General features: G+C 43.1%; 16 protein-coding genes. 15 read left to right on the top strand and 1 reads right to left on the bottom strand.

Annotated features, from left to right (window positions below; translation table 11 throughout):
- The first annotated feature begins 20 nt into the window (after positions 1-20).
- The 13 genes from BBI08_RS03145 (at position 21) to BBI08_RS03205 (ending at position 14,823) form a co-directional block, all read left to right on the top strand.
- Positions 21-893: an ROK family protein gene (locus BBI08_RS03145; RefSeq protein ID WP_008497327.1), complete on the top strand. Its 873-nt coding sequence runs from the start codon at positions 21-23 to the stop codon at positions 891-893.
- 214 nt (positions 894-1,107) lie between these two features.
- Positions 1,108-2,415, top strand: coding sequence for an ABC transporter substrate-binding protein (locus tag BBI08_RS03150; protein WP_008497326.1), 1,308 nt, complete (start codon positions 1,108-1,110; stop codon positions 2,413-2,415).
- 787 nt (positions 2,416-3,202) lie between these two features.
- Positions 3,203-4,063: a carbohydrate ABC transporter permease gene (locus tag BBI08_RS03155; protein WP_008497325.1), complete on the top strand. Its 861-nt coding sequence runs from the start codon at positions 3,203-3,205 to the stop codon at positions 4,061-4,063.
- Positions 4,063-4,878, top strand: coding sequence for a carbohydrate ABC transporter permease (locus BBI08_RS03160; RefSeq protein ID WP_065528480.1), 816 nt, complete (start codon positions 4,063-4,065; stop codon positions 4,876-4,878). The genes BBI08_RS03155 and BBI08_RS03160 overlap by 1 nt, the downstream gene beginning before the upstream one ends.
- 13 nt (positions 4,879-4,891) lie before the next feature.
- Positions 4,892-5,911 carry a LacI family DNA-binding transcriptional regulator gene (locus BBI08_RS03165; RefSeq protein WP_008497323.1) on the top strand — a complete coding sequence of 340 codons (1,020 nt, stop codon included), beginning with the start codon at positions 4,892-4,894 and terminating at the stop codon, positions 5,909-5,911.
- A gap of 12 nt (positions 5,912-5,923) precedes the next feature.
- On the top strand, positions 5,924-7,561 hold the full coding sequence (locus BBI08_RS03170) for a glycoside hydrolase family 13 protein (protein WP_065528481.1): 1,638 nt from the start codon (positions 5,924-5,926) through the stop codon (positions 7,559-7,561).
- 349 nt (positions 7,562-7,910) lie between these two features.
- On the top strand, positions 7,911-8,477 hold the full coding sequence (locus tag BBI08_RS03175; protein ID WP_065528482.1) for an MEDS domain-containing protein: 567 nt from the start codon (positions 7,911-7,913) through the stop codon (positions 8,475-8,477).
- A gap of 384 nt (positions 8,478-8,861) precedes the next feature.
- Positions 8,862-9,308, top strand: a complete 447-nt coding sequence (locus BBI08_RS03180; protein WP_008497321.1) for a DUF4385 domain-containing protein — start codon at positions 8,862-8,864, stop codon at positions 9,306-9,308.
- Positions 9,309-9,372: 64 nt separating this feature from the next.
- On the top strand, positions 9,373-10,260 hold the full coding sequence (locus BBI08_RS03185) for a TIGR01777 family oxidoreductase (protein WP_008497320.1): 888 nt from the start codon (positions 9,373-9,375) through the stop codon (positions 10,258-10,260).
- Between the two features lie 148 nt (positions 10,261-10,408).
- Positions 10,409-10,672, top strand: coding sequence for an RNA polymerase sigma factor (locus tag BBI08_RS03190; protein ID WP_008497319.1), 264 nt, complete (start codon positions 10,409-10,411; stop codon positions 10,670-10,672).
- Between the two features lie 130 nt (positions 10,673-10,802).
- A complete protein-coding gene (locus tag BBI08_RS03195) occupies positions 10,803-11,279 on the top strand; it encodes a MarR family winged helix-turn-helix transcriptional regulator (RefSeq protein WP_237146569.1) in 477 nt (158 codons plus the stop codon).
- Positions 11,276-13,000: an ABC transporter ATP-binding protein gene (locus BBI08_RS03200; protein WP_040850734.1), complete on the top strand. Its 1,725-nt coding sequence runs from the start codon at positions 11,276-11,278 to the stop codon at positions 12,998-13,000. The genes BBI08_RS03195 and BBI08_RS03200 overlap by 4 nt, the downstream gene beginning before the upstream one ends.
- On the top strand, positions 12,997-14,823 hold the full coding sequence (locus BBI08_RS03205) for an ABC transporter ATP-binding protein (protein WP_040850733.1): 1,827 nt from the start codon (positions 12,997-12,999) through the stop codon (positions 14,821-14,823). Before BBI08_RS03200 ends, BBI08_RS03205 begins: the two co-directional genes overlap by 4 nt.
- Before the next feature lie 33 nt (positions 14,824-14,856).
- Here BBI08_RS03205 and BBI08_RS03210 read toward each other — a convergent pair whose 3' ends face one another.
- Positions 14,857-15,669, bottom strand: coding sequence for a CPBP family intramembrane glutamic endopeptidase (locus BBI08_RS03210; RefSeq protein ID WP_008497317.1), 813 nt, complete (start codon positions 15,667-15,669; stop codon positions 14,857-14,859).
- 157 nt (positions 15,670-15,826) lie between these two features.
- Between BBI08_RS03210 and BBI08_RS17080 the strand changes: the two genes are divergently transcribed.
- Together BBI08_RS17080 and BBI08_RS03215 are read left to right on the top strand one after the other, a co-directional pair.
- The gene (locus BBI08_RS17080) at positions 15,827-16,000 is read left to right on the top strand and encodes a hypothetical protein (RefSeq protein WP_008497316.1); all 174 of its coding nucleotides are present in this window, start codon (positions 15,827-15,829) and stop codon (positions 15,998-16,000) included.
- A 663-nt stretch (positions 16,001-16,663) separates the two neighbouring features.
- Positions 16,664-18,652, top strand: a complete 1,989-nt coding sequence (locus BBI08_RS03215; protein ID WP_008497314.1) for a penicillin-binding transpeptidase domain-containing protein — start codon at positions 16,664-16,666, stop codon at positions 18,650-18,652.
- The last annotated feature ends 70 nt before the right edge of the window (positions 18,653-18,722 follow it).

The raw sequence follows: 18,722 nt of genomic DNA on the forward strand, positions 1-18,722 counted from the left end.
GAAGACCATAAGGAGGAACTATGGAAAAAGTATTAGGAGTCGACATAGGTGGCACAAAAATCCGTATGGGTATCATTGATGCTAGCGGGCAAATTATCTACGAGGAAAAAATTCCGACAATCATCCCGCTTTATCCGTATCTTGAAGAAAACATCTTGCGGATATTGGTGGAGCAGCCAGAAGTCCAAGCAATTGGCATTGGTACGCATGGCTTTGTCGATCCAAAACAAGGAAAAGTAATTTACGCGGCGGAAACATTGCCAGGCTGGACAGATACACCTGTTAAAGAATGGCTTGAAAAAGCAACAGGCAAACGCGTCGAAGTCGAAAATGACGCCAATGTTGTGGCACTTGCAGAAGCGAAGTTTGGCGCAGCACAAGGGCTAAATCGTGTAGTCGTGTTAACACTCGGCACAGGTCTTGGCGGTGGCGTAATATGGGACGGCAAGCTATTAAGTGGTGGACCTCATGGTGGTGCAGCAGAACTTGGCCACATGATTCTCTATCCAAATGGAGTGAAATGTGCGTGTGGACGTCTAGGCTGCAGTGAAATGTATGTATCTGGAACAGCACTTCAGCGCAGGATTAAAGAAGCGGGGCTTCCAGTGACGCCACCCGAACTTTTTGAAAACGCTAAGACTGATCCCGCGGCTAATAAAGTGGTAGAAGAATTTACAGCTGACTTAGCACTAGTCATTAGTAGTTTGCAAGCGGCCTTTGATATGGAGATGGTCATTATCGGTGGCGGTGTATCAGAAGCGGCAGACTTGTGGATGGCTTCATTGCAAGAGAAGTTGGCTACGGTTTTATTAAATCCGGTGCCGGTAGAAGTGGCACGTTTTGAAAATGATGCAGGTATTTTAGGAGCGGCATTGCTAGTTCTTGAAAATTAAAGAGATAAGAGCGGAGAAAGAAACCGCTCCTATTTTTTCATTTAAACGCTAAAAAAAGTTTTTTAATTATTTTAAAAAGAGTTCTTGTGCAAACGTTTTCATAATGATATGATACAGATAATTAATTTGTGGGAACAAGCTCCAGTCCGTTTCCATTTTTTATTTGAAGCTTTGTGCAAACGATTTCACAAACATTCTAAAGGGGGATTTACTGATGAAAGAATTAAAGTTTAGCAAGGGGCTAGTCGCATCATTAATGTTATCGGCAGCAGTGTTAGCAGGATGTAGTAGTGATGGAGAAGAAACAGGTTCAGGATCTGAAGGAGAAGAGCAAGTAACCGTTGACATTTTCCAATTTAAAGTGGAATTCAAAGAACAATTCGAAGATGTTGTTGCACTTTACGAAGAAGAAAACCCGAACGTTAATATTGAAATCACAACAGTTGGTGGCGGAGAAGATTACGGCGCAGCACTTCGTTCACGCTTTGCATCTGGCAACGAACCCGCAATCTTTAACATCGGTGGACCTCAAGATGTAGCGGACTGGAAAGACAGCTTAGCGGATTTAACGGACACAGCAGCATCAGGCGCAGCTCTTGAAGGCACACTTGACGGCGTAACAGTTGAGTCTGAAGTACTTGGACTTCCTTATAACCAAGAAGGTTACGGCTTTATCTACAACACACGTCTATTCGAAGAAGCAGGAATTGATCCTGCATCAATCACAGATTACGCATCACTTGAAGAAGCTGTGAAAACATTGGATTCGAAAAAAGACGAGCTTGGTCTTGAATCAGTATTTGCTTTCCCAGGTAAAGAAACGTGGGTAACAGGACTTCACTTGTCAAACACATTCTTAGCACCTGAATTCGACAACAACGTATTAACAGCATTTGACGCAGAAACAGTTGACTTCAAATATGGAGAAGGCTTTAAGAAAATCGTTGATTTGCAAAACGAATACTCTAAACAACCAACAGTTAGCCTTGATTACTCTCAACAAGTAGAAGAATTGTTCTCACTTGAGCGTGTAGCGATTATCCAACAAGGAAACTGGGCTTACGGCTCAATCGCTGGCATCGACCAAGAACTTGCTGACAACGGTGTTGGCCTTATGCCGATCCCTGTAGAAGGCATAGATAATGCTGGACTACCAGTTGGCGTACCAATGTATTGGGGCGTAAACAAAAAAGCTGACGAAGCAGTTGTAGAAGAATCAAAAGCATTTTTAGACTGGTTATACACATCTGATGCAGGTAAAACAGCTGTATTGGAAGACTTCAAATTTATCCCAGCTTACGAAGGTTACGACACATCAAAAATCTCTGATCCAATGTCGAAAGCTATTTATGACGCTTCAGAGTCAGGTAACACAATCGGATGGGTATTCATGGGCTATCCAACTGGATGGGGTCAAGACGAACTTGGCGCGAACATCCAAAAATACCTAAGCGACGAAGCGAGCTGGGACGAAGTAATCGACTCAGCGAAAGAAGCTTGGAAAACAGACAGAGCTAAATAAGCAACTCGCAAGCTAATGATCATTATGAGCGTTTCAAACAAAGTAGCCTCTGTGCTACTTTGTTTTGTTACTAGGGTGAATTGAGAAGTTTAAACCGCACCGGACGCTTTGGGCATGGCTCCCACAATAAGCCGAGAAAAGCACTCGTCTTATTGTTCCGCCTAACCCGTGGACGCGCCGGTGCTAAGAACTTGCTAGATACAAAATGAGAGCAGCTGTTTTGTTATTAGGGTAAATTGAGAAGTTTAAATCGCACCGGACGCTTTGGGCATGGCTCCCACAATAAGCCGAGAAAAGCACTCGTCTTATCGCTCCACCTAGCCCGTGGACGCGCCGGTGCTAAGAACTTGCTAGATAGAAAATGAGAGCAGCTAGTATTGCTACTCGAAAAATAAAAGATAGGTAGCAAAACAGCGGAGACGCCTGCGGGAAAGCGAGACAGCCGAGACCCTGCAGGAGCGAAGCGACGAAGCGGCTTGGCGCTCGCCCGCGGCAAGCGCAGCTGTTTTGCGAACTATTACTAACTAATCCAAATTACTAGAAGAAAGAGCGAAAGGCGGCGAAGGGCAAAGATGTGCTCCTGCATCGCTCCGCTAGCTTCGTCGCAAAGACTTGCCCTCGCAGGCTTCGGCCAATGTCTTTCCTGCGGGAAAAGCACGAGCCGGAGCCACTGGACTGAGCAGAGCGAGGGAAGCGGCAGAGGCTGTGCCCGCGGAAAGCGTCCGCCTGTAGCGATTTCTTCGCCAACTTCAAAAAACGAACAACTCAAGAAAGGAATGATGCCTGTATGCGTACAAAAGATTTATCTTATTGGTTGTTTCTTGCCCCTGTCTTATTGGCACTTACGCTAGTCGTCATCGTTCCGATGCTACTAGGCGTCTATTACTCCTTCACCACTTGGAACGGCATAAACACAGGTGAGTTTGTTGGATTCCAAAACTACATCGACTTATTCCACGATCAGCGTTTCTTGGATTCGCTATGGTTCACTACAAAATTCTCAGTAGTATCCGTTATTTTAATTAACGTAATTGGCTTGTCGCTGGCACTTCTTGTTACGGGTCGCGTTCGCTCAAGTAAATTATTACGGACAACATTCTTTATGCCAAACTTAATCGGCGGATTAATCTTAGGATTTATTTGGCAGTTTATCTTCATAAAAGTATTTGCAAGTGTTGGTGAAATTATCGGTATGGAAAGTTTGCAAGGCTGGTTGTCTACAACAGACACTGGATTCTGGGGCTTAGTTATTTTGATGAGCTGGCAAATGGCTGGTTATATTATGGTTATCTATATCGCTTATTTGGAAGGGATGCCGAAAGAATTGCTTGAGGCGTCTGAAATCGACGGAGCTTCTTCGTACCAACGTTTCCGTTTTGTCATCTTCCCACTTGTAGCACCTGCGTTTACCGTCAGCATGTTCTTGACGCTGTCGAATACGTTTAAATTGTACGACCAAAACTTGTCGCTAACAGGCGGTGGACCTTACAACTCTACGGAAATGGTCGCGATGGAAATCTTTAAGACGGCGTTTATGCAAAATGCCTTTGCTTATGCACAAGCGAAAGCCGTTATTTTCTTCATCATCGTGGCGATCATCGCTCTTGTCCAGGTGTATCTGAACAAACGCAAGGAGGTCGAAATGTAATGAAGAAAAAGTGGAATATTAAACTAGAAGTTCTCGGCTTATTGTTAGCGATTTTATGGTTAGCACCGTTTTACTTGATGTTCGTCAACTCGTTTAAATCAAAAAAAGAAATCTTTATGGATACGATTAGTCCTCCAGAAAACTGGAGTTTTGATAACTACATTAAAGCATTCGAAGAACTTGATTTTATGCAAACCTTATTTAATTCACTGTTAATTACTGTGATTAGTGTTGTGTTAATTATTATCTTCTCAGCAATGGCGGCATACGCATTGTCGCGTGCTAAAAGTAAGCTTAGTACAGTGCTGTTTTTCACATTCGTTGCAGCGATGTTAATTCCGTTTCAATCTGTAATGATTCCGCTTGTTACCGTATTCGGTAAGTTTGACATGTTAAACCGCGGCGGGTTGATATTTATGTATATCGGATTTGGCGCAAGTCTTTCGATTTTCTTGTATCACGGTGCATTAAACAATATCCCGCGCTCACTTGATGAAGCGGCGACAATTGATGGTGCCAATCGTTGGCAAGTGTTCTGGCATATTATTTTCCCAATCCTGAAACCGATTACGGTGACAGTCGCAATCCTAAACATCATTTGGATTTGGAACGATTATTTATTGCCATCACTTGTTATTAATACACCAGGAAGTGAGACCATTCCATTGAAGATGTTCTTCTTCTTCGGCGAATACACGAAGCAATGGCATCTAGCGCTTGCTGGATTGACACTGGCTATCGTCCCAGTTATCGTTTTCTACTTCTTTGCACAGCGCGAAATCATCAAAGGCGTATCAGATGGAGCAGTAAAATAAGGGAGACGGTTAAATGGCAATCACGATTAAAGATGTTGCGAAAAAAGCGGGCGTCTCACCAGCCACCGTTTCCCGCGTAATCGCAGATAATCCGAGAATCAGTGTGAAAACGAAAGCAAAAGTGCGGGAAGTTATGAAGGACATGGGCTATTACCCAAACTTCCAAGCCCGCAATTTGGTGGCAAATAAAAGCCGAACACTTGGTATCATTATGGAAAACTCAGCAGCATTGGCTTTTCAAAATCCCTTCTTTCCTGAAGTATTGCGCGGCATTTCAACGCAAGCCCATGACAGTAAGTATGGCTTGTATTTATCAACAGGAGCCACACTAGAAGAAATTTACCAAGAAGTTGTGGAAATGGTACAAGGTCGGCGAGTCGACGGCATTATTTTGCTGTACTCAAAAATTGGCGATCCGGTACTGGAATTTTTAAGACAAAGCGAGTTGCCATTCGCAGTTGTCGGACGTCCCCATCAAGATCCGTTTTCGGTAACGCATGTCAATAACGATAATATCAATACCGCGAAAGACACCGTTGAATACTTGATTGGTTTGGGTCACCGCCATATTGCATTTGTTGGAGGAGCGACGGATTTTGTCGTGTCCATTGACCGAATGCAAGGGTATAAGCAGGCGCTTGCTAAACACAATATCTCATTTGATGTGGACTATACGGTTAACCAAGATTTTATCCAAGGCAAAGAACGCGAATCGATTCGTCGGCTCATGGCACTTCCTGTTCCACCGACGGCAATCGTTACGCATGATGACATGGTAGCGTACGAAGTAATTGGTTATCTTGAAGATTTGGAAATTGGAGTGCCGGACGACGTTTCCATCATTGGATTTAACAACCACACCATTTCAAGATATTTAAAACCGCCGCTGAGCACAGTAGACATCTCCATTTATGAGCTTGGACTGCGTGCTGCAGAGTTGGTATTAGAGAAAATAACAGACGAATCGACACCTCCAAAACAAGTCGTGGTTCCTTCCCGGCTGATTGAAAGAGGTTCGTGTCGGCGTCTTTGAGAGGGATCGAATATGACTAAAAAATGGTGGAAAGAAGCAATCGTTTATCAAGTCTACCCGCGTAGTTTTATGGACTCGAACGGGGATGGCTTAGGCGATATTAACGGTGTCACTAGTAAATTGGATTACTTAAAAGACATGGGCATCGACGTTATTTGGATTTGCCCAATGTACAAGTCGCCAAATGACGACAATGGCTATGACATTAGTGATTATCAAGCCATTTTAGAAGAATTTGGCACGATGACTGATTTCGAACGATTGATGGAAGAAGTACACGCACGAGGCATGAAATTGATTATCGATTTAGTGATCAACCACACAAGTGATGAACATCCGTGGTTTTTGGAATCAAGTTCATCACGCGACAATCCAAAACGCGACTGGTATGTGTGGCGCGACGAACCGTTAAACTGGGAAAGTATATTCGGAGGACCTGCTTGGGAATACGATGAAAAGACGAAGCAATATTATCTTCACATCTTCTCGAAAAAGCAGCCCGATTTAAATTGGGAGAACCCAGAAGTGCGCAACGAACTTTATAAAATGATTAATTGGTGGATCGATAAAGGAATCGATGGTTTCCGTGTAGATGCCATTAGCCATATCAAAAAAGAGTACGCAAACACAGAAGGTGCAGGCGATCATTTATTCGTTCCTTCGTGGGATAAATTCATGAACGTCGAAGGCATCCAACCCTTATTAAAAGAATTGCACGAAGAAACGTTCAGCAAGTACGACATCATGACAGTCGGCGAAGCGAACGGCGTTTCAGCAGATGAAATCCATGAATGGGTTAGCGAAGAAAGTGGCAAATTTAATATGATCTTCCAATTTGAAGACATCGATTTGTGGAACACGGAAGTGAGTAACGGCGTAAATGTGCCGGAACTAAAACAAGTACTAAGCAAATGGCAAGATAAAGTAAACGGTGTCGGCTGGAATGCATTATTCATCGAAAACCACGACAAGCCGCGCGTTGTCTCCACATGGGGCGACGATCAATCCTACTGGCGTGAAAGTGCGACCGCTTTAGCGTGTATGTATTTCTTCATGCAAGGCACGCCGTTCATTTACCAAGGACAAGAAATCGGCATGTCGAACGCACCATTTGAAGAACTCGATCATTTTGATGACGTTCACACGCATAACTTGTATTTCCATAAAAAAGAAACCGGCATGGATCATGAAACCATTATGACGCTCTTACGCGCAACAAGTCGCGACCATTCACGTACGCCAATGCAATGGGACAACACATTGCATGCAGGATTTTCTGAAGAAATGCCGTGGATTAACGTCAATCCAAATTACGAGTGGTTAAACGTCGAAGCACAAGAAAATGATCCACATTCGGTACTAGCCTTCTATAAACAAATGATTTGGCTACGCAAAAATATGGACGTCTTCGTCTACGGCGAATACAAGCTAATCGAACTGGGGCATGACTCCGTATTTGCCTATACACGCGAGTCCGCCGACGACAAAGTGCTTATCGTCACCAACCTCGGTCAGCACGCCTACTTATGCGCCGTTCACCCAGAAGATTCTACATTGCTATTAGCCAATTACAAAAACATCGATTCTGAACAATTGCTTCCATATGAAGCACGTGTTTACAAAATTCCAAAAGACGCCTTTGTAGGGTGAGTAGAAGCCGAAGAGAGGTTAACTTTCTTTGGCTTTTATTCGTGAGTGGGGTGGATGTATGAATCTGAGCTAAAACCATTCTTTACCAGAGTGAATCGCGTCTTTACATGAACTTTTAGAGCTCTTACATGAACTTTTGAAATCTTTACATGAATCAAAGCTTTTTACCAGAAGTTTTCGTACTTTTACCCTTACTTTTTGAGTTTTTACATGAAGTTTTGAGGCTTATACATGAAGCTTAAAATCGATTGCATCTACTAGTTCTCAATCAAATTGGGGGACAGGTGTTCTTTTATTGTGTATACTTAGTCTAGTAAATAGCCATATTGAATTCCCAAGGGGTGACAGAATGAACAAAAACATGCTGCAATTATTTGACGCTCGGCGCGATGTCCACGTGCTATATGCGTATGATGAGATTCGGAAATACATCGAACACGTCATTGCGTATGCCAAGCATGGCATAGAAGCAGGGGACCATATCATCTTGATTGAGAATCCTCGCTTATCACCAGCAATCCATGCTGAATTGAAGAGCCAGCTAACAAAAGAACAGATGGAATTCGTTCATTTTGTAAAAAGCTTTGATTTTTATTTCTCGAGCGGCAGTTACCATCCGCCTGCGATTCAAGCCTATTTCGAAAAAATGCTCGAACCGCTTTTGGAAGAAAAAGCCACTTTCAGAGCTTGGGCACACGTAGAATGGGCATCGGGAGAAGTACCTATACACTTAATAGAAGACTTCGAAAAAAATATAAATGTTTCGGTAAAGAACTACCAATTCCCATTGATTTGCGCTTATGACAATACCTTGTTACAAGACGACATCAGAAACATGTTACTTGAAAGGCATCCATATATATTGGCAGAAGACGACATTGTCATCTCTGATCTATACGTAACCACAGAAGCTTAAAAACACCGCCGAGACTTCTCGGCGGTGTTTTTGCTTCTTTATATATAGAAGAATCTTTTGCGGTGCAGAATCTTTACATGAATAAAATCACCTTATACCCGAACAAAACGCATCTTTACATGAACTTTGAGCGCACTTACATGAACTTTTCAAGTCTTTATGCGAATCAAAGCCTCTTACCGGAAGTTTGTCCGCTGTTACCCGCATATTTCGAGCTGTTACATGAACTTTTGGAACTCTTACACGAACTTTCCAGCTCTTTACACGAATCAAAGCTCTTTACCCGTATTCCCACCAATCTCCCACAAACCACATAAAAAAGATTTACACCTCTACATCAAGGGTATATTCCTATCAAAGCACAGCATAAAGGAGTCGATCACGATGGCGTTTGATTATGACCTTCATTATGAAAATCTCGATTTGCGTAAAAATCCGGAACTGTACCGTGTGGGGAAAGGTGAGCAAGGCGTACTTTTGGTGCAGCCGTATAAAGGTGAAATTTTGCCACATTGGCGGTTCAAGACGCCGGAGATTGCACAAGAGTCGTGCGATAAGATTTCGGAGATGTTCGAGGAGTATCGCAAACACGACGATTTTGTTGGCATGGACATGGCACGAAAGTTTATACAAATGGGCTATACGCGTGCGCGGCGCTATACCAATTACAAAGGCGGTCGCAAATACAACGAAGATGGCAGCATTAAAGAGAGAGACATCGATCCGGTCAAAGCGGAATCGGCGTCCATCTTTAAAAAACGGTGGGATGAAATTCGAGAAGACGAAGATTATTTGAAACGCAAAAAGAAACACCAGAAAGAATTCGGCTGAGGTGCATCTTTTGTTCAAGCCAAGCGTCAACTATTATAACAACTTACAGAAAATAGGTGGCTAGATGAAAAAGATCGTATTAGCTGGAGGCACAGGTTTTGTTGGACAATACTTAGAACAGAAATTCACAGAACAAGGTTACAAAGTGATTATTATATCTCGACAGTCAGGACATTTGAATTGGTCGAATCATACTGGCATTGTCCACGCATTAGAAGGTGCGGAAATGGTCGTCAATTTAGCTGGTAAATCGGTAAATTGCCGTTACACTGAAGCCAATAAGCGCGAAATCTTTGATTCGAGAATGGAAACGACAGAAGCGCTTGGCACAGCAATTTTAAATTGCGACAACCCGCCGCCGCTATGGATCAATTCCAGCACCGCGACGATTTATCGTCATGCGGAAGATCGTCCGATGACTGAGGCAAGCGGGGAATTTGGCAGTGGATTTTCGGTAGAAGTCGGCAAAGCGTGGGAGCAGGCATTGTTTTCGTTTAAATTGCCGACTACACGACAAGTAGCGTTGCGGTTATCCATCGTACTTGGCAAAGATGGCGGCGTCATGACGCCTTATGAAAACATGGTGCGCTTCGGACTGGGTGGCAAACAAGGAAACGGTAAGCAAATGTTTAGTTGGATTCACTTAGAAGATGTCTACAGAATCATCTTATTCGTGCGTGACCATGACCAAATTAGCGGTGTGCTCAATACGACTTCACCTGAACCCGTTACCAATCACGAGTTAATGAAGCAATTACGAGTAGCAATGGATCGAAAAGTGGGATTGCCCGCCACCGAATGGATGTTAAATATCGGAGCGGTAATGATTGGAACAGAACCAGAATTGATTTTAAAAAGTCGCTGGATTTTACCCGAACGCTTAGAGCAATTCGGTTTTCATTTTACTTATCCAACACTCGACAAGGCGCTTGAAAATATTCTTCATCAATAACTTATACAGACCAATAGCACTAGAAAGTTCTTCAAAAGGAGAATTTTTCTAGTGTTATTTATTTATTTTGGAATAAATGCCTTTATTTCAAGATAATTATGTTTAAGATAATCGCCTAGCGGAAATGGCACAGTAAGGGGGTGCCGAATTGACCATAGACGAAAAATTGATGACTGGAATTCGTAACCGAGACGAACAAGCCTTATCGGAATTGTACGACCGTTACCACCGAATAATATGGAATATTGCACGTCAAAACCATCCAGATCAATCTGTCTGTGAGCAACTCGTCACTCATGTGTTTCGAACGGTTTGGACAAAACCGCAAGACTTTATGCAAAACCGTAAACTGCTAGCGATGTTGATTGACTGTTGTCGGTCGCAAAATATGGTTTCAAACAATAAAATATAAACACTAAAACGATTCTTGTTGATCAGGAGTTGTTTTTTTTTTATGAATCAATACTTCCAAGTTGACCACTCAGCAGAAAAAGAGTAGCTTATAGAAAATAGTTCTATTTGGAACAGTTCAGAAATGAAGGATGGTGAAGTACATGAAAGAACAAGAATCGTATATGCAATTGATGATGTCATTTGCCAATGTGCAAAAAAATATGGTGCGTTTTGTTCAAAAGTCGGCTGCTGAAAAAGGCTTGTCGATTCCGCAATATTCGATTTTGATGACCATTTTTAATTGCAGCGAAATGACACAAAAGACAGTAGCAGAAAAAACCTTTTTACCGAAAAGTACGTTGAGCCAAGCGGTAGATGGTCTTGTGAAAGAAGGCTATCTTAACCGCCAACAAGTGGTGTGCAATCGTCGGGAAATGATGCTGTCATTGAGCGAAAAAGGACAACAATTAGTAGATGACTTCTATTTACAAGAAGATGGATTGTACCAAGTGTTTAAGGCGGCGAGTGAACAATTTACCACTGAACAAATTAAAGAACTTTTAGATGCTCACCAGAAAATTTCAACCTACTTAACAGAAGTAGAATTAGAGGTGGCGAACAAATGATTAAAGTGCTAAAAAACTTGAGTCCGTATAAATGGATTGTCTGGGGCGTTGTGGCCTTAGTGTTTGCTCAATCGATGGCAGAGCTGTTTTTGCCGACCTTGATGGCGGACATTATTGACAACGGTGTAGTAAAAGGCAATATTCCGTACATTTGGGAAATCGGTGGCTGGATGCTACTCGTTTCCGCAATCGGTGCTGTGGCAGCTGTTTTTGCTAGTTTTTATTCATCGAAAGCGGCGATGGGGCTAGGTCGGGATTTGCGACAAAAAGTCTTTAAACACGTTGGGCAATTTTCACTTCAAGAATTTGATGAAGTCGGAACTGCCTCGTTAATTACCCGTACGACGAACGACATCAATCAAATTCAGCAAGTCACCATTATGATGTTGCGGATGGTTATTAGTGCACCCATTATGTTAGTCGGCGGGATTATTATGGCTGTTTCAAAAGATGCGAAATTGTCGCTCGTCATTATTGGCGCGATGCCGGTTTTGGTCATTGCTGTCATGCTGATTTTGAAATACGGGATTCCGTTGTTCCAACAAGTTCAAAAACGTCTAGATGGATTGAACTTGGTCGTGCGGGAAAACTTAACAGGCATTCGCGTTATTCGCGCGTTTAACCGCGAAACCGAAGAAAAAGCGCGTCTGCAAAAAGCCAATCGTGAATTGGCAGATGTGTCGATTCGCGTCAATAAAGTCATGGCGTTTATGATGCCGACGATGATGTTGGTGATGAATATGACGGTTGTTGCCGTTATTTGGTTTGGTGGCATTCGTATTAGTAACGGAGCTATGCAAATTGGTGACTTGATGGCGTTTATCCAATACGTCATGATGATCATGTTTGCCTTACTGATGGCTTCCTTTATGTTCGTCATGGTGCCACGTGCCGCGGTATCGGCTAAACGCATTAACGAAGTATTGGAAATGCAACCGGCTTTTAAAGATGATGGCACGGTTAAAGCAGACCGCAGTCGCGGCACGTTGGAATTTGAAAACGTGACGTTCCATTATCCGGGAGCGGAAGAACCGGCATTGTCGAATATTAGCTTTACCGCAAAACCGGGTGAAATCACGGCGTTGATCGGTGGGACGGGTTCTGGTAAGACGACGCTCGTCAATCTCGTGCCGCGTTTTTACGAAGCAAATAGTGGGACCATCCGCGTTAACGGAGTAGATATTCGCGAAGCTTCGCAACAAGAAATTCGTTCGAAAATTGGCTTCGTGCCACAAAAATCTGTGCTGTTTACTGGAACCATCGCGGAAAACATTCGCTTTGGTAAACAAGATGCTAGTGATCAAGAAATGAAAAGAGCCGCAAGCACCGCGCAAGCGACGGAGTTTATCGATCAAATCAAAGGTGGTTACACAGCGCCAATCGAACAAGGCGGTTCTAATTTATCGGGCGGTCAAAAACAACGTTTATCAATTGCCCGCGCCTTGATTCGCAAACCAGATCTGTATATTTTTGATGATAGTTTCTCGGCATTGGATTTTAAAACAGATGCCAAACTGCGGAGAGCGTTAAAAGATGAAACGAAAAACGCTACGGTGCTTCTTGTCGCGCAACGCGTCAGTACGGTAGTTGATGCAGATCGCATCATTGTATTAGAAAAAGGCAAAATGGTCGGCATGGGCACGCATAAAGAATTGTTGGAATCCAACGAAGTTTATCGTGAAATTGCCTTATCTCAGCTGTCAGAGGAGGAAATCGCATGAGCCAAATGGGACCTCCACATGGCGGGGCAAGCATGCCGCCGCAAAAAGCAAAAGATTTTAAAGGCACGTTCCGACGCCTTGTTTCTTATTTAAAACCACGTCGTAAAAAACTGGCAGCCGTCTTTTTAGTCGCCATTTTGAGTACCGTCTTCACGATTATTGGACCGAAAATTATGGGTATGGCCATCACTGAATTGTTCGAAGGGGCTTACGGTCAATTGCAAGGCGCGCCGGGAGCGGGCATTGATTTTGGTGTTATTGGTCAGTTGCTAGCACTTCTTGCCGGTTTGTATGTATTTAGTAGTTTGTTCAGCTATATCCAGCAATACATGATGTCGACAGTGGCGCAAGATACGGTCTATGATTTGCGCCAAGACGTCAATAAAAAACTAGAAAAATTACCCCTCAAGTATTTTGACGGGCGAGCAAACGGCGAAACCTTAAGCCGTATGACCAACGACATCGACACAATTGGCAGCACTTTGCAACAAAGTTTGACGCAATTTATTACGTCGATTGTCACCATTATTGGGATTTTCGTCATGATGTTAACAATCAGTCCATTGTTAACGTTAATTGCCGTTGTTACATTGCCGTTGTCGTTATTCGTGATCGGACCGATTTTGAAAAAATCTCAAAAATATTTTGCGAGCCAACAAAAAAACCTTGGCCATTTAAATGGTCACGTGGAAGAAATGTATACTGGCCATCAAGTAGTTAAAGCGTTTGGACATGAAGCAAAATCCAACGAACAATTTGATGCGGTCAATGAAGAACTATACAATGCTGGGCGTAAAGCGCAGTTTATCTCTGGGATTATCATGCCGATGATGACATTGATTGGGAACTTGAGTTATGTCTTGATTAGTATCGTTGGGGGTATTTTAGTCACGCAACGTGCCATTTCTATCGGGGATATTCAAGCGTTTATCACGTATTCCAAACAGTTTACGCAGCCGATTACGCAAACAGCGAACATCGCCAATATCGTTCAATCGACGATTGCCGCTGCGGAGCGCGTGTTTGAATTGTTGGATGAGGAAGAAGAAGTAAAAAAAGTGACCACTTCTGTTCTCGAACGCGCGAAAGGCGCTGTTGCATTTAGAGATGTTGATTTTGGATATGGCAATGAGTTATTGATCGACAACATGAATATCGATGTTTTACCAGGACAAACAGTCGCGATTGTCGGACCAACCGGTGCTGGTAAAACAACTTTGATCAATTTGCTCATGCGTTTTTACGAATTAAATGCTGGACGCATTTTGATCGATGGCCTTGATTCGCGTGACATGTCGAGACATGAATTACGTCAAAACTTTGGAATGGTATTGCAAGACACATGGCTCTTTAACGGCACGATTCGCGACAATATTGCGTACGGTAAGACGGGCTCTACGGAAGAAGAAGTTCAGGCTGCTGCGAAAGCAGCACATGCCGATCACTTTATCCGCACTTTGCCGGACGGTTACGATACAATTTTAAATCAAGAAGTATCAAATATTTCACAAGGGCAAAAGCAATTATTGACCATTGCCCGTGCGATTCTCGCCGATCCACCAATTATGATTTTGGATGAAGCAACATCGAGCGTAGATACGCGGACGGAAATCTTTATCCAAAAAGCGATGAGTGAATTGATGGATGGCCGCACAAGCTTTGTCATTGCCCACCGCTTGTCGACCATTAAAGACGCTGATTTGATTCTCGTCATGGATCAAGGGAAAGTTATCGAACAAGGTACGCATCAACAATTGCTCGATAAAGACGGCTTTTACGCCGATTTGTATCAAAGTCAGTTTACAGCGAAATTGGCTGTTTAAAACGAAAAAAGGTCCACTGCGGTGGACCTTTTGTTATTCAGAAACGGATTCTTTCTCTGGTGGCAACCCACGCGCGAGCCAGTAAATTGCGCCCAGCATAAATACGGCACTAACGCCCAACATGATTGTATTCGGCAATGCTTTCGTGTAGACATCTGTAAAGTGGAATATGGCAACCGACTCTGGCCATTTTGGCGCTAAAAACAGCGAAGCGGCCGCGAGTGAATTATTGATGATGTGCAAAAAAATTGGTACTAGTAAATTATTTGTGCGCAAATACAGGAGCGAGGCTATAACACCAAACAAAAACGCACCGATCACATCAAGATGCAACACACCAAACACTAAGCTGGAGATTAGAATACCGCCCCACACCGAAGTTTTGCCGATCAAGCGCTTTAGCAATACACCGCGGAACATAAATTCCTCGACCACAGGTGCTAAAACGGCGATGGTGAAAATCGTAAATGCAATATACCAAGGCGACTCAGGTAGTGGGATTTCTTCTAACAATAAGTCGACAAGCCACGGAGCAAAAGGCGCCAGCACATACAGCTGAAGCCAAAACATGCTAAGCGAAAAAGCAATCGACACTGCCACTAATGCAAATAAAATCGGCAACCATTTTTTTGTGCCAGTAAACGATAAGACGTTCCAAATAGAGGCATTGTGTTTCTTGAAATAATAGCCAAAGTAAATTCCAGGGACGACGACATACATCACCAACTGGCTGACGATTTCAAACGTGATGACGCTGACATTTAACAGGACTAAGGTCAACATACTGACAACGGTTCCGATAACCGAATACAAAATCAAATACCGAGCTTTCATTTCTTCAAACATAGAGCACCACCCTTTTAAGTGTCATATTAGATTATACGAACACGGACGTAGTAAGTTCCAAAAGATGCTATTTTTCGACAATGAACACAAAACAGCGTATGCTTAAGGTAGTTTACCAGACCGCTTTAGCGGTAGGCAGAACGGAAGGATGATTTACATGGCATTTCTAGAAAAACTCAACCAATTCAAAGACAAGTCGATCGAAAAAGGCAGAACCCATTGGGAAGAAAACAAAGACGACTACAAAGAAAAAGCCACTAACTATAAAGACAAAGCAATGGTCATGAAAGACGACGTTGCCAATAAAATAAAAGAAAAAACGAGAAAATAATTGATGGAGTAGCCAAGCTGGTAAAGCTTGGCTACTTTTTTTGTGGGGTTTATAGGGATACTTGGTTTTACATGAAGTTTTTGTGTTTTTACGTGAACATTTGGGAGTTATACATGAACTATTGAGTTCTTTACATGAACTATTGAGTTTTTAACAGGGATGCGAGTTTTTACATGAAGTTTTGGAGTCTTTACCTGAACTTTTAAAAGTTATACATGAAGTGTTGAGTTCTTTACATGAACTATTGAGTTTTTAACAGGGATGTGAGTTTTTACATGAAGTTTCAGAGTCTTTACCTGAACTTTTAAGAGTTATACCTGAACTATTGAGTTCTTTACATGAACTTTTATAGTTTTAACAGGGATGTGAGTTTTTACATGAAGTTTCAGAGTCTTTACCTGAACTTTTAAGAGTTATACCTGAAGTGTTGAGTTCTTTACATGAACTTTTATAGTTTTAACAGGGATGTGAGTTTTTACATGAAGTTTCAGAGTCTTTACCTGAACTTTTAAAAGTTATACATGAACTATTGAGTTCTTTACATGAACTTTTAGGGTTTTAAAAGGGATGCAAGTTTTTACATATCTATATAACAGAATAATCAGACTTTAAATCTCGAGCTATTCAAGCGATAATAGAAGAAAGGAAAAGAGCGGAGGTCATATGATGGAGAAGACCAAGTTAACGGCAATTTTCTTTGCGTTTATTCTTCTATTAACAGCATGCCAGCAGGAGGAAGCGGAACCGACTCCTGAACAACCACCAGAAGAGCCAACTGAAACAGTCGAATCACCGGAAGGACGGGTGGCGGATTTTATTGAGCTATGGAATAATGGCGACTTTCCTACGATGCACAGCACTTATTTAAATCAAGGCACACAAACCGTTTACGGGGAAGCGAATTTTGTGATATGGCAACAAGAGCTGCACAAACAGCTTGGCGTTGAAAACATCAATGTCACGTACACAAAGCCTGACGAAGATGCCGAATGGAATCAAGACCAGCCGGCGGATTTCAAAATTAACGTGAGTTTTGATTCCATTATAGGTCCGGTGGAATTTAATAAAACCTTGACCTTGCTTTATGAACAGGAAGATTGGTTTGTAGAATGGGACCCGTCGTTTATTTTGCCGAATTTAGAGGCAGGGGACCAAGTGACGACAGCTGTGGTTGAAGGGGCGCGCGGGGAAATTGTCGATCGCAATGGTAAAGCGATGGCATCGAATAGTGAAGGTTATGAAATTGGCGTAGTTCCTGAAAACTTCGATTTATCGAAAAAGCAACAATTGGCGCAGTTGCTAGGCGTTACAGAAGAGACGATTGATGGCCGGCTCAATCAACCGTGGGTGCAGCCGCATTATTTAGTGCCGATTGCGCAAATCAAGGCAGATCAATCGACACTGGATGAGCTATTTACCATTCGCGGTACCAAGCAAGAAAAAGTAGTGATGCGCAATTATCCGTATAACCGCGCTTTATCGCACGTTACCGGATATGTGGGCCCGATTACGGCTCAGCAACTAGCGGAGTGGAGTGACCAAGGCTATACGACTGAAAACTTGGTAGGGCGACAAGGCTTAGAAGAAGTGTTGCAGGAGCGGCTACGCGGAAAAGCAGGCGGCCGCATTATTTTGAAAAAACAACGTGAAAACGCCGTGATCACCTCGGTCGAAAATGAGCCGGTGCCAGGCGAAACGGTTACGTTAACGATTGACGCCGAGCTGCAGAAAAAAATCTATACGGCGATGAAAGAACAGCCGGGAGCAAGTGCGGCGATTGATCCAACGACTGGCGAAACCTTAGCACTCGTTAGCTCGCCAGGCTTTGATCCCAATGAATTTGTGCCAAACATCACCACTAGTCGATTTCAAGAACTCGCAAACGATCCGTTGCAGCCATTTTTCAACCGGTTTGCAGCCGTCTATACACCAGGTCCAGTAATCCAGCCGATTACCGCAGCCATTGGAATGGAAAGCGGCACGCTCGATCCGGCGGAAGGTATGGACATCACTGGCAAGTCGTGGCAACGCTATCGTTCGTGGGGCGATTTCCGCATCACGCGTCCACGGGAAGATATCAAAAATCCGATTGATTTGAACAAAGCGCTTGTTTATTCCGACGCGATTTACTTTGCCCGTCAAGCATTGAATATCCAAGACAATGATTTTCAAACAGGTTTGGAGAAATTCGGCTTTGGCGAAGCACTCGAATTTCCAATCGAGCTGACAACGTCACGCATTTCAAAAGACGGCACATTTGGCTCGGAGGGGCAGCTTGCCGACACAGCATCTGGTCAAGGTCAGATGCAAGTCAACATCCTGCACCTCGCTAATCTCTATAGCCCGATTTTGACGGACGGCAAACTGTATAAACCGATGTTGTATGTATCTGACGAAAAATCGCACTTATGGAATGAAAACTTGTTAAGTGCGGCGAACGCTAAAATTTTGCGGAAAAGCTTCAGCAATACAGGGGAACAACTCGGTATAGAAATCGCTGGCAAAAGCGGTACAGCGAATGAAAGAGGCAAGCAGACAAAATGGTTCGTCGGTTACCAAGCATCCAATCCTAAGTTGATTGTCTCAATGATGATCCAAGGCGACGCCCGAGTTGAGAAGATGGTGGAACAAGCTCTTGATACAGAAGAATAAAAATGAGCCAGGCAGATGGTGCCTGGCTTTTTTGTTTGTTACATGAAGTTTTGATGTTGTTACCAGTACA

Source organism: Planococcus halocryophilus (assembly GCF_001687585.2).
Taxonomy (GTDB): domain Bacteria; phylum Bacillota; class Bacilli; order Bacillales_A; family Planococcaceae; genus Planococcus; species Planococcus halocryophilus.

Excerpts from the sequence above, each read along its gene's own strand:
- BBI08_RS03145 (WP_008497327.1), top strand. The coding sequence starts at position 21 with ATGGAAAAAGTATTAGGAGTCGACATAGGTGGCACAAAAATCCGTATG.
- BBI08_RS03150 (WP_008497326.1), top strand. The coding sequence starts at position 1,108 with ATGAAAGAATTAAAGTTTAGCAAGGGGCTAGTCGCATCATTAATGTTA.
- BBI08_RS03155 (WP_008497325.1), top strand. The coding sequence starts at position 3,203 with ATGCGTACAAAAGATTTATCTTATTGGTTGTTTCTTGCCCCTGTCTTA.
- BBI08_RS03160 (WP_065528480.1), top strand. The coding sequence starts at position 4,063 with ATGAAGAAAAAGTGGAATATTAAACTAGAAGTTCTCGGCTTATTGTTA.
- BBI08_RS03165 (WP_008497323.1), top strand. The coding sequence starts at position 4,892 with ATGGCAATCACGATTAAAGATGTTGCGAAAAAAGCGGGCGTCTCACCA.
- BBI08_RS03170 (WP_065528481.1), top strand. The coding sequence starts at position 5,924 with ATGACTAAAAAATGGTGGAAAGAAGCAATCGTTTATCAAGTCTACCCG.
- BBI08_RS03175 (WP_065528482.1), top strand. The coding sequence starts at position 7,911 with ATGAACAAAAACATGCTGCAATTATTTGACGCTCGGCGCGATGTCCAC.
- BBI08_RS03180 (WP_008497321.1), top strand. The coding sequence starts at position 8,862 with ATGGCGTTTGATTATGACCTTCATTATGAAAATCTCGATTTGCGTAAA.
- BBI08_RS03185 (WP_008497320.1), top strand. The coding sequence starts at position 9,373 with ATGAAAAAGATCGTATTAGCTGGAGGCACAGGTTTTGTTGGACAATAC.
- BBI08_RS03195 (WP_237146569.1), top strand. The coding sequence starts at position 10,803 with ATGGTGAAGTACATGAAAGAACAAGAATCGTATATGCAATTGATGATG.
- BBI08_RS03200 (WP_040850734.1), top strand. The coding sequence starts at position 11,276 with ATGATTAAAGTGCTAAAAAACTTGAGTCCGTATAAATGGATTGTCTGG.
- BBI08_RS03205 (WP_040850733.1), top strand. The coding sequence starts at position 12,997 with ATGAGCCAAATGGGACCTCCACATGGCGGGGCAAGCATGCCGCCGCAA.
- BBI08_RS03210 (WP_008497317.1), bottom strand. The coding sequence starts at position 15,669 with ATGTTTGAAGAAATGAAAGCTCGGTATTTGATTTTGTATTCGGTTATC.
- BBI08_RS17080 (WP_008497316.1), top strand. The coding sequence starts at position 15,827 with ATGGCATTTCTAGAAAAACTCAACCAATTCAAAGACAAGTCGATCGAA.
- BBI08_RS03215 (WP_008497314.1), top strand. The coding sequence starts at position 16,664 with ATGATGGAGAAGACCAAGTTAACGGCAATTTTCTTTGCGTTTATTCTT.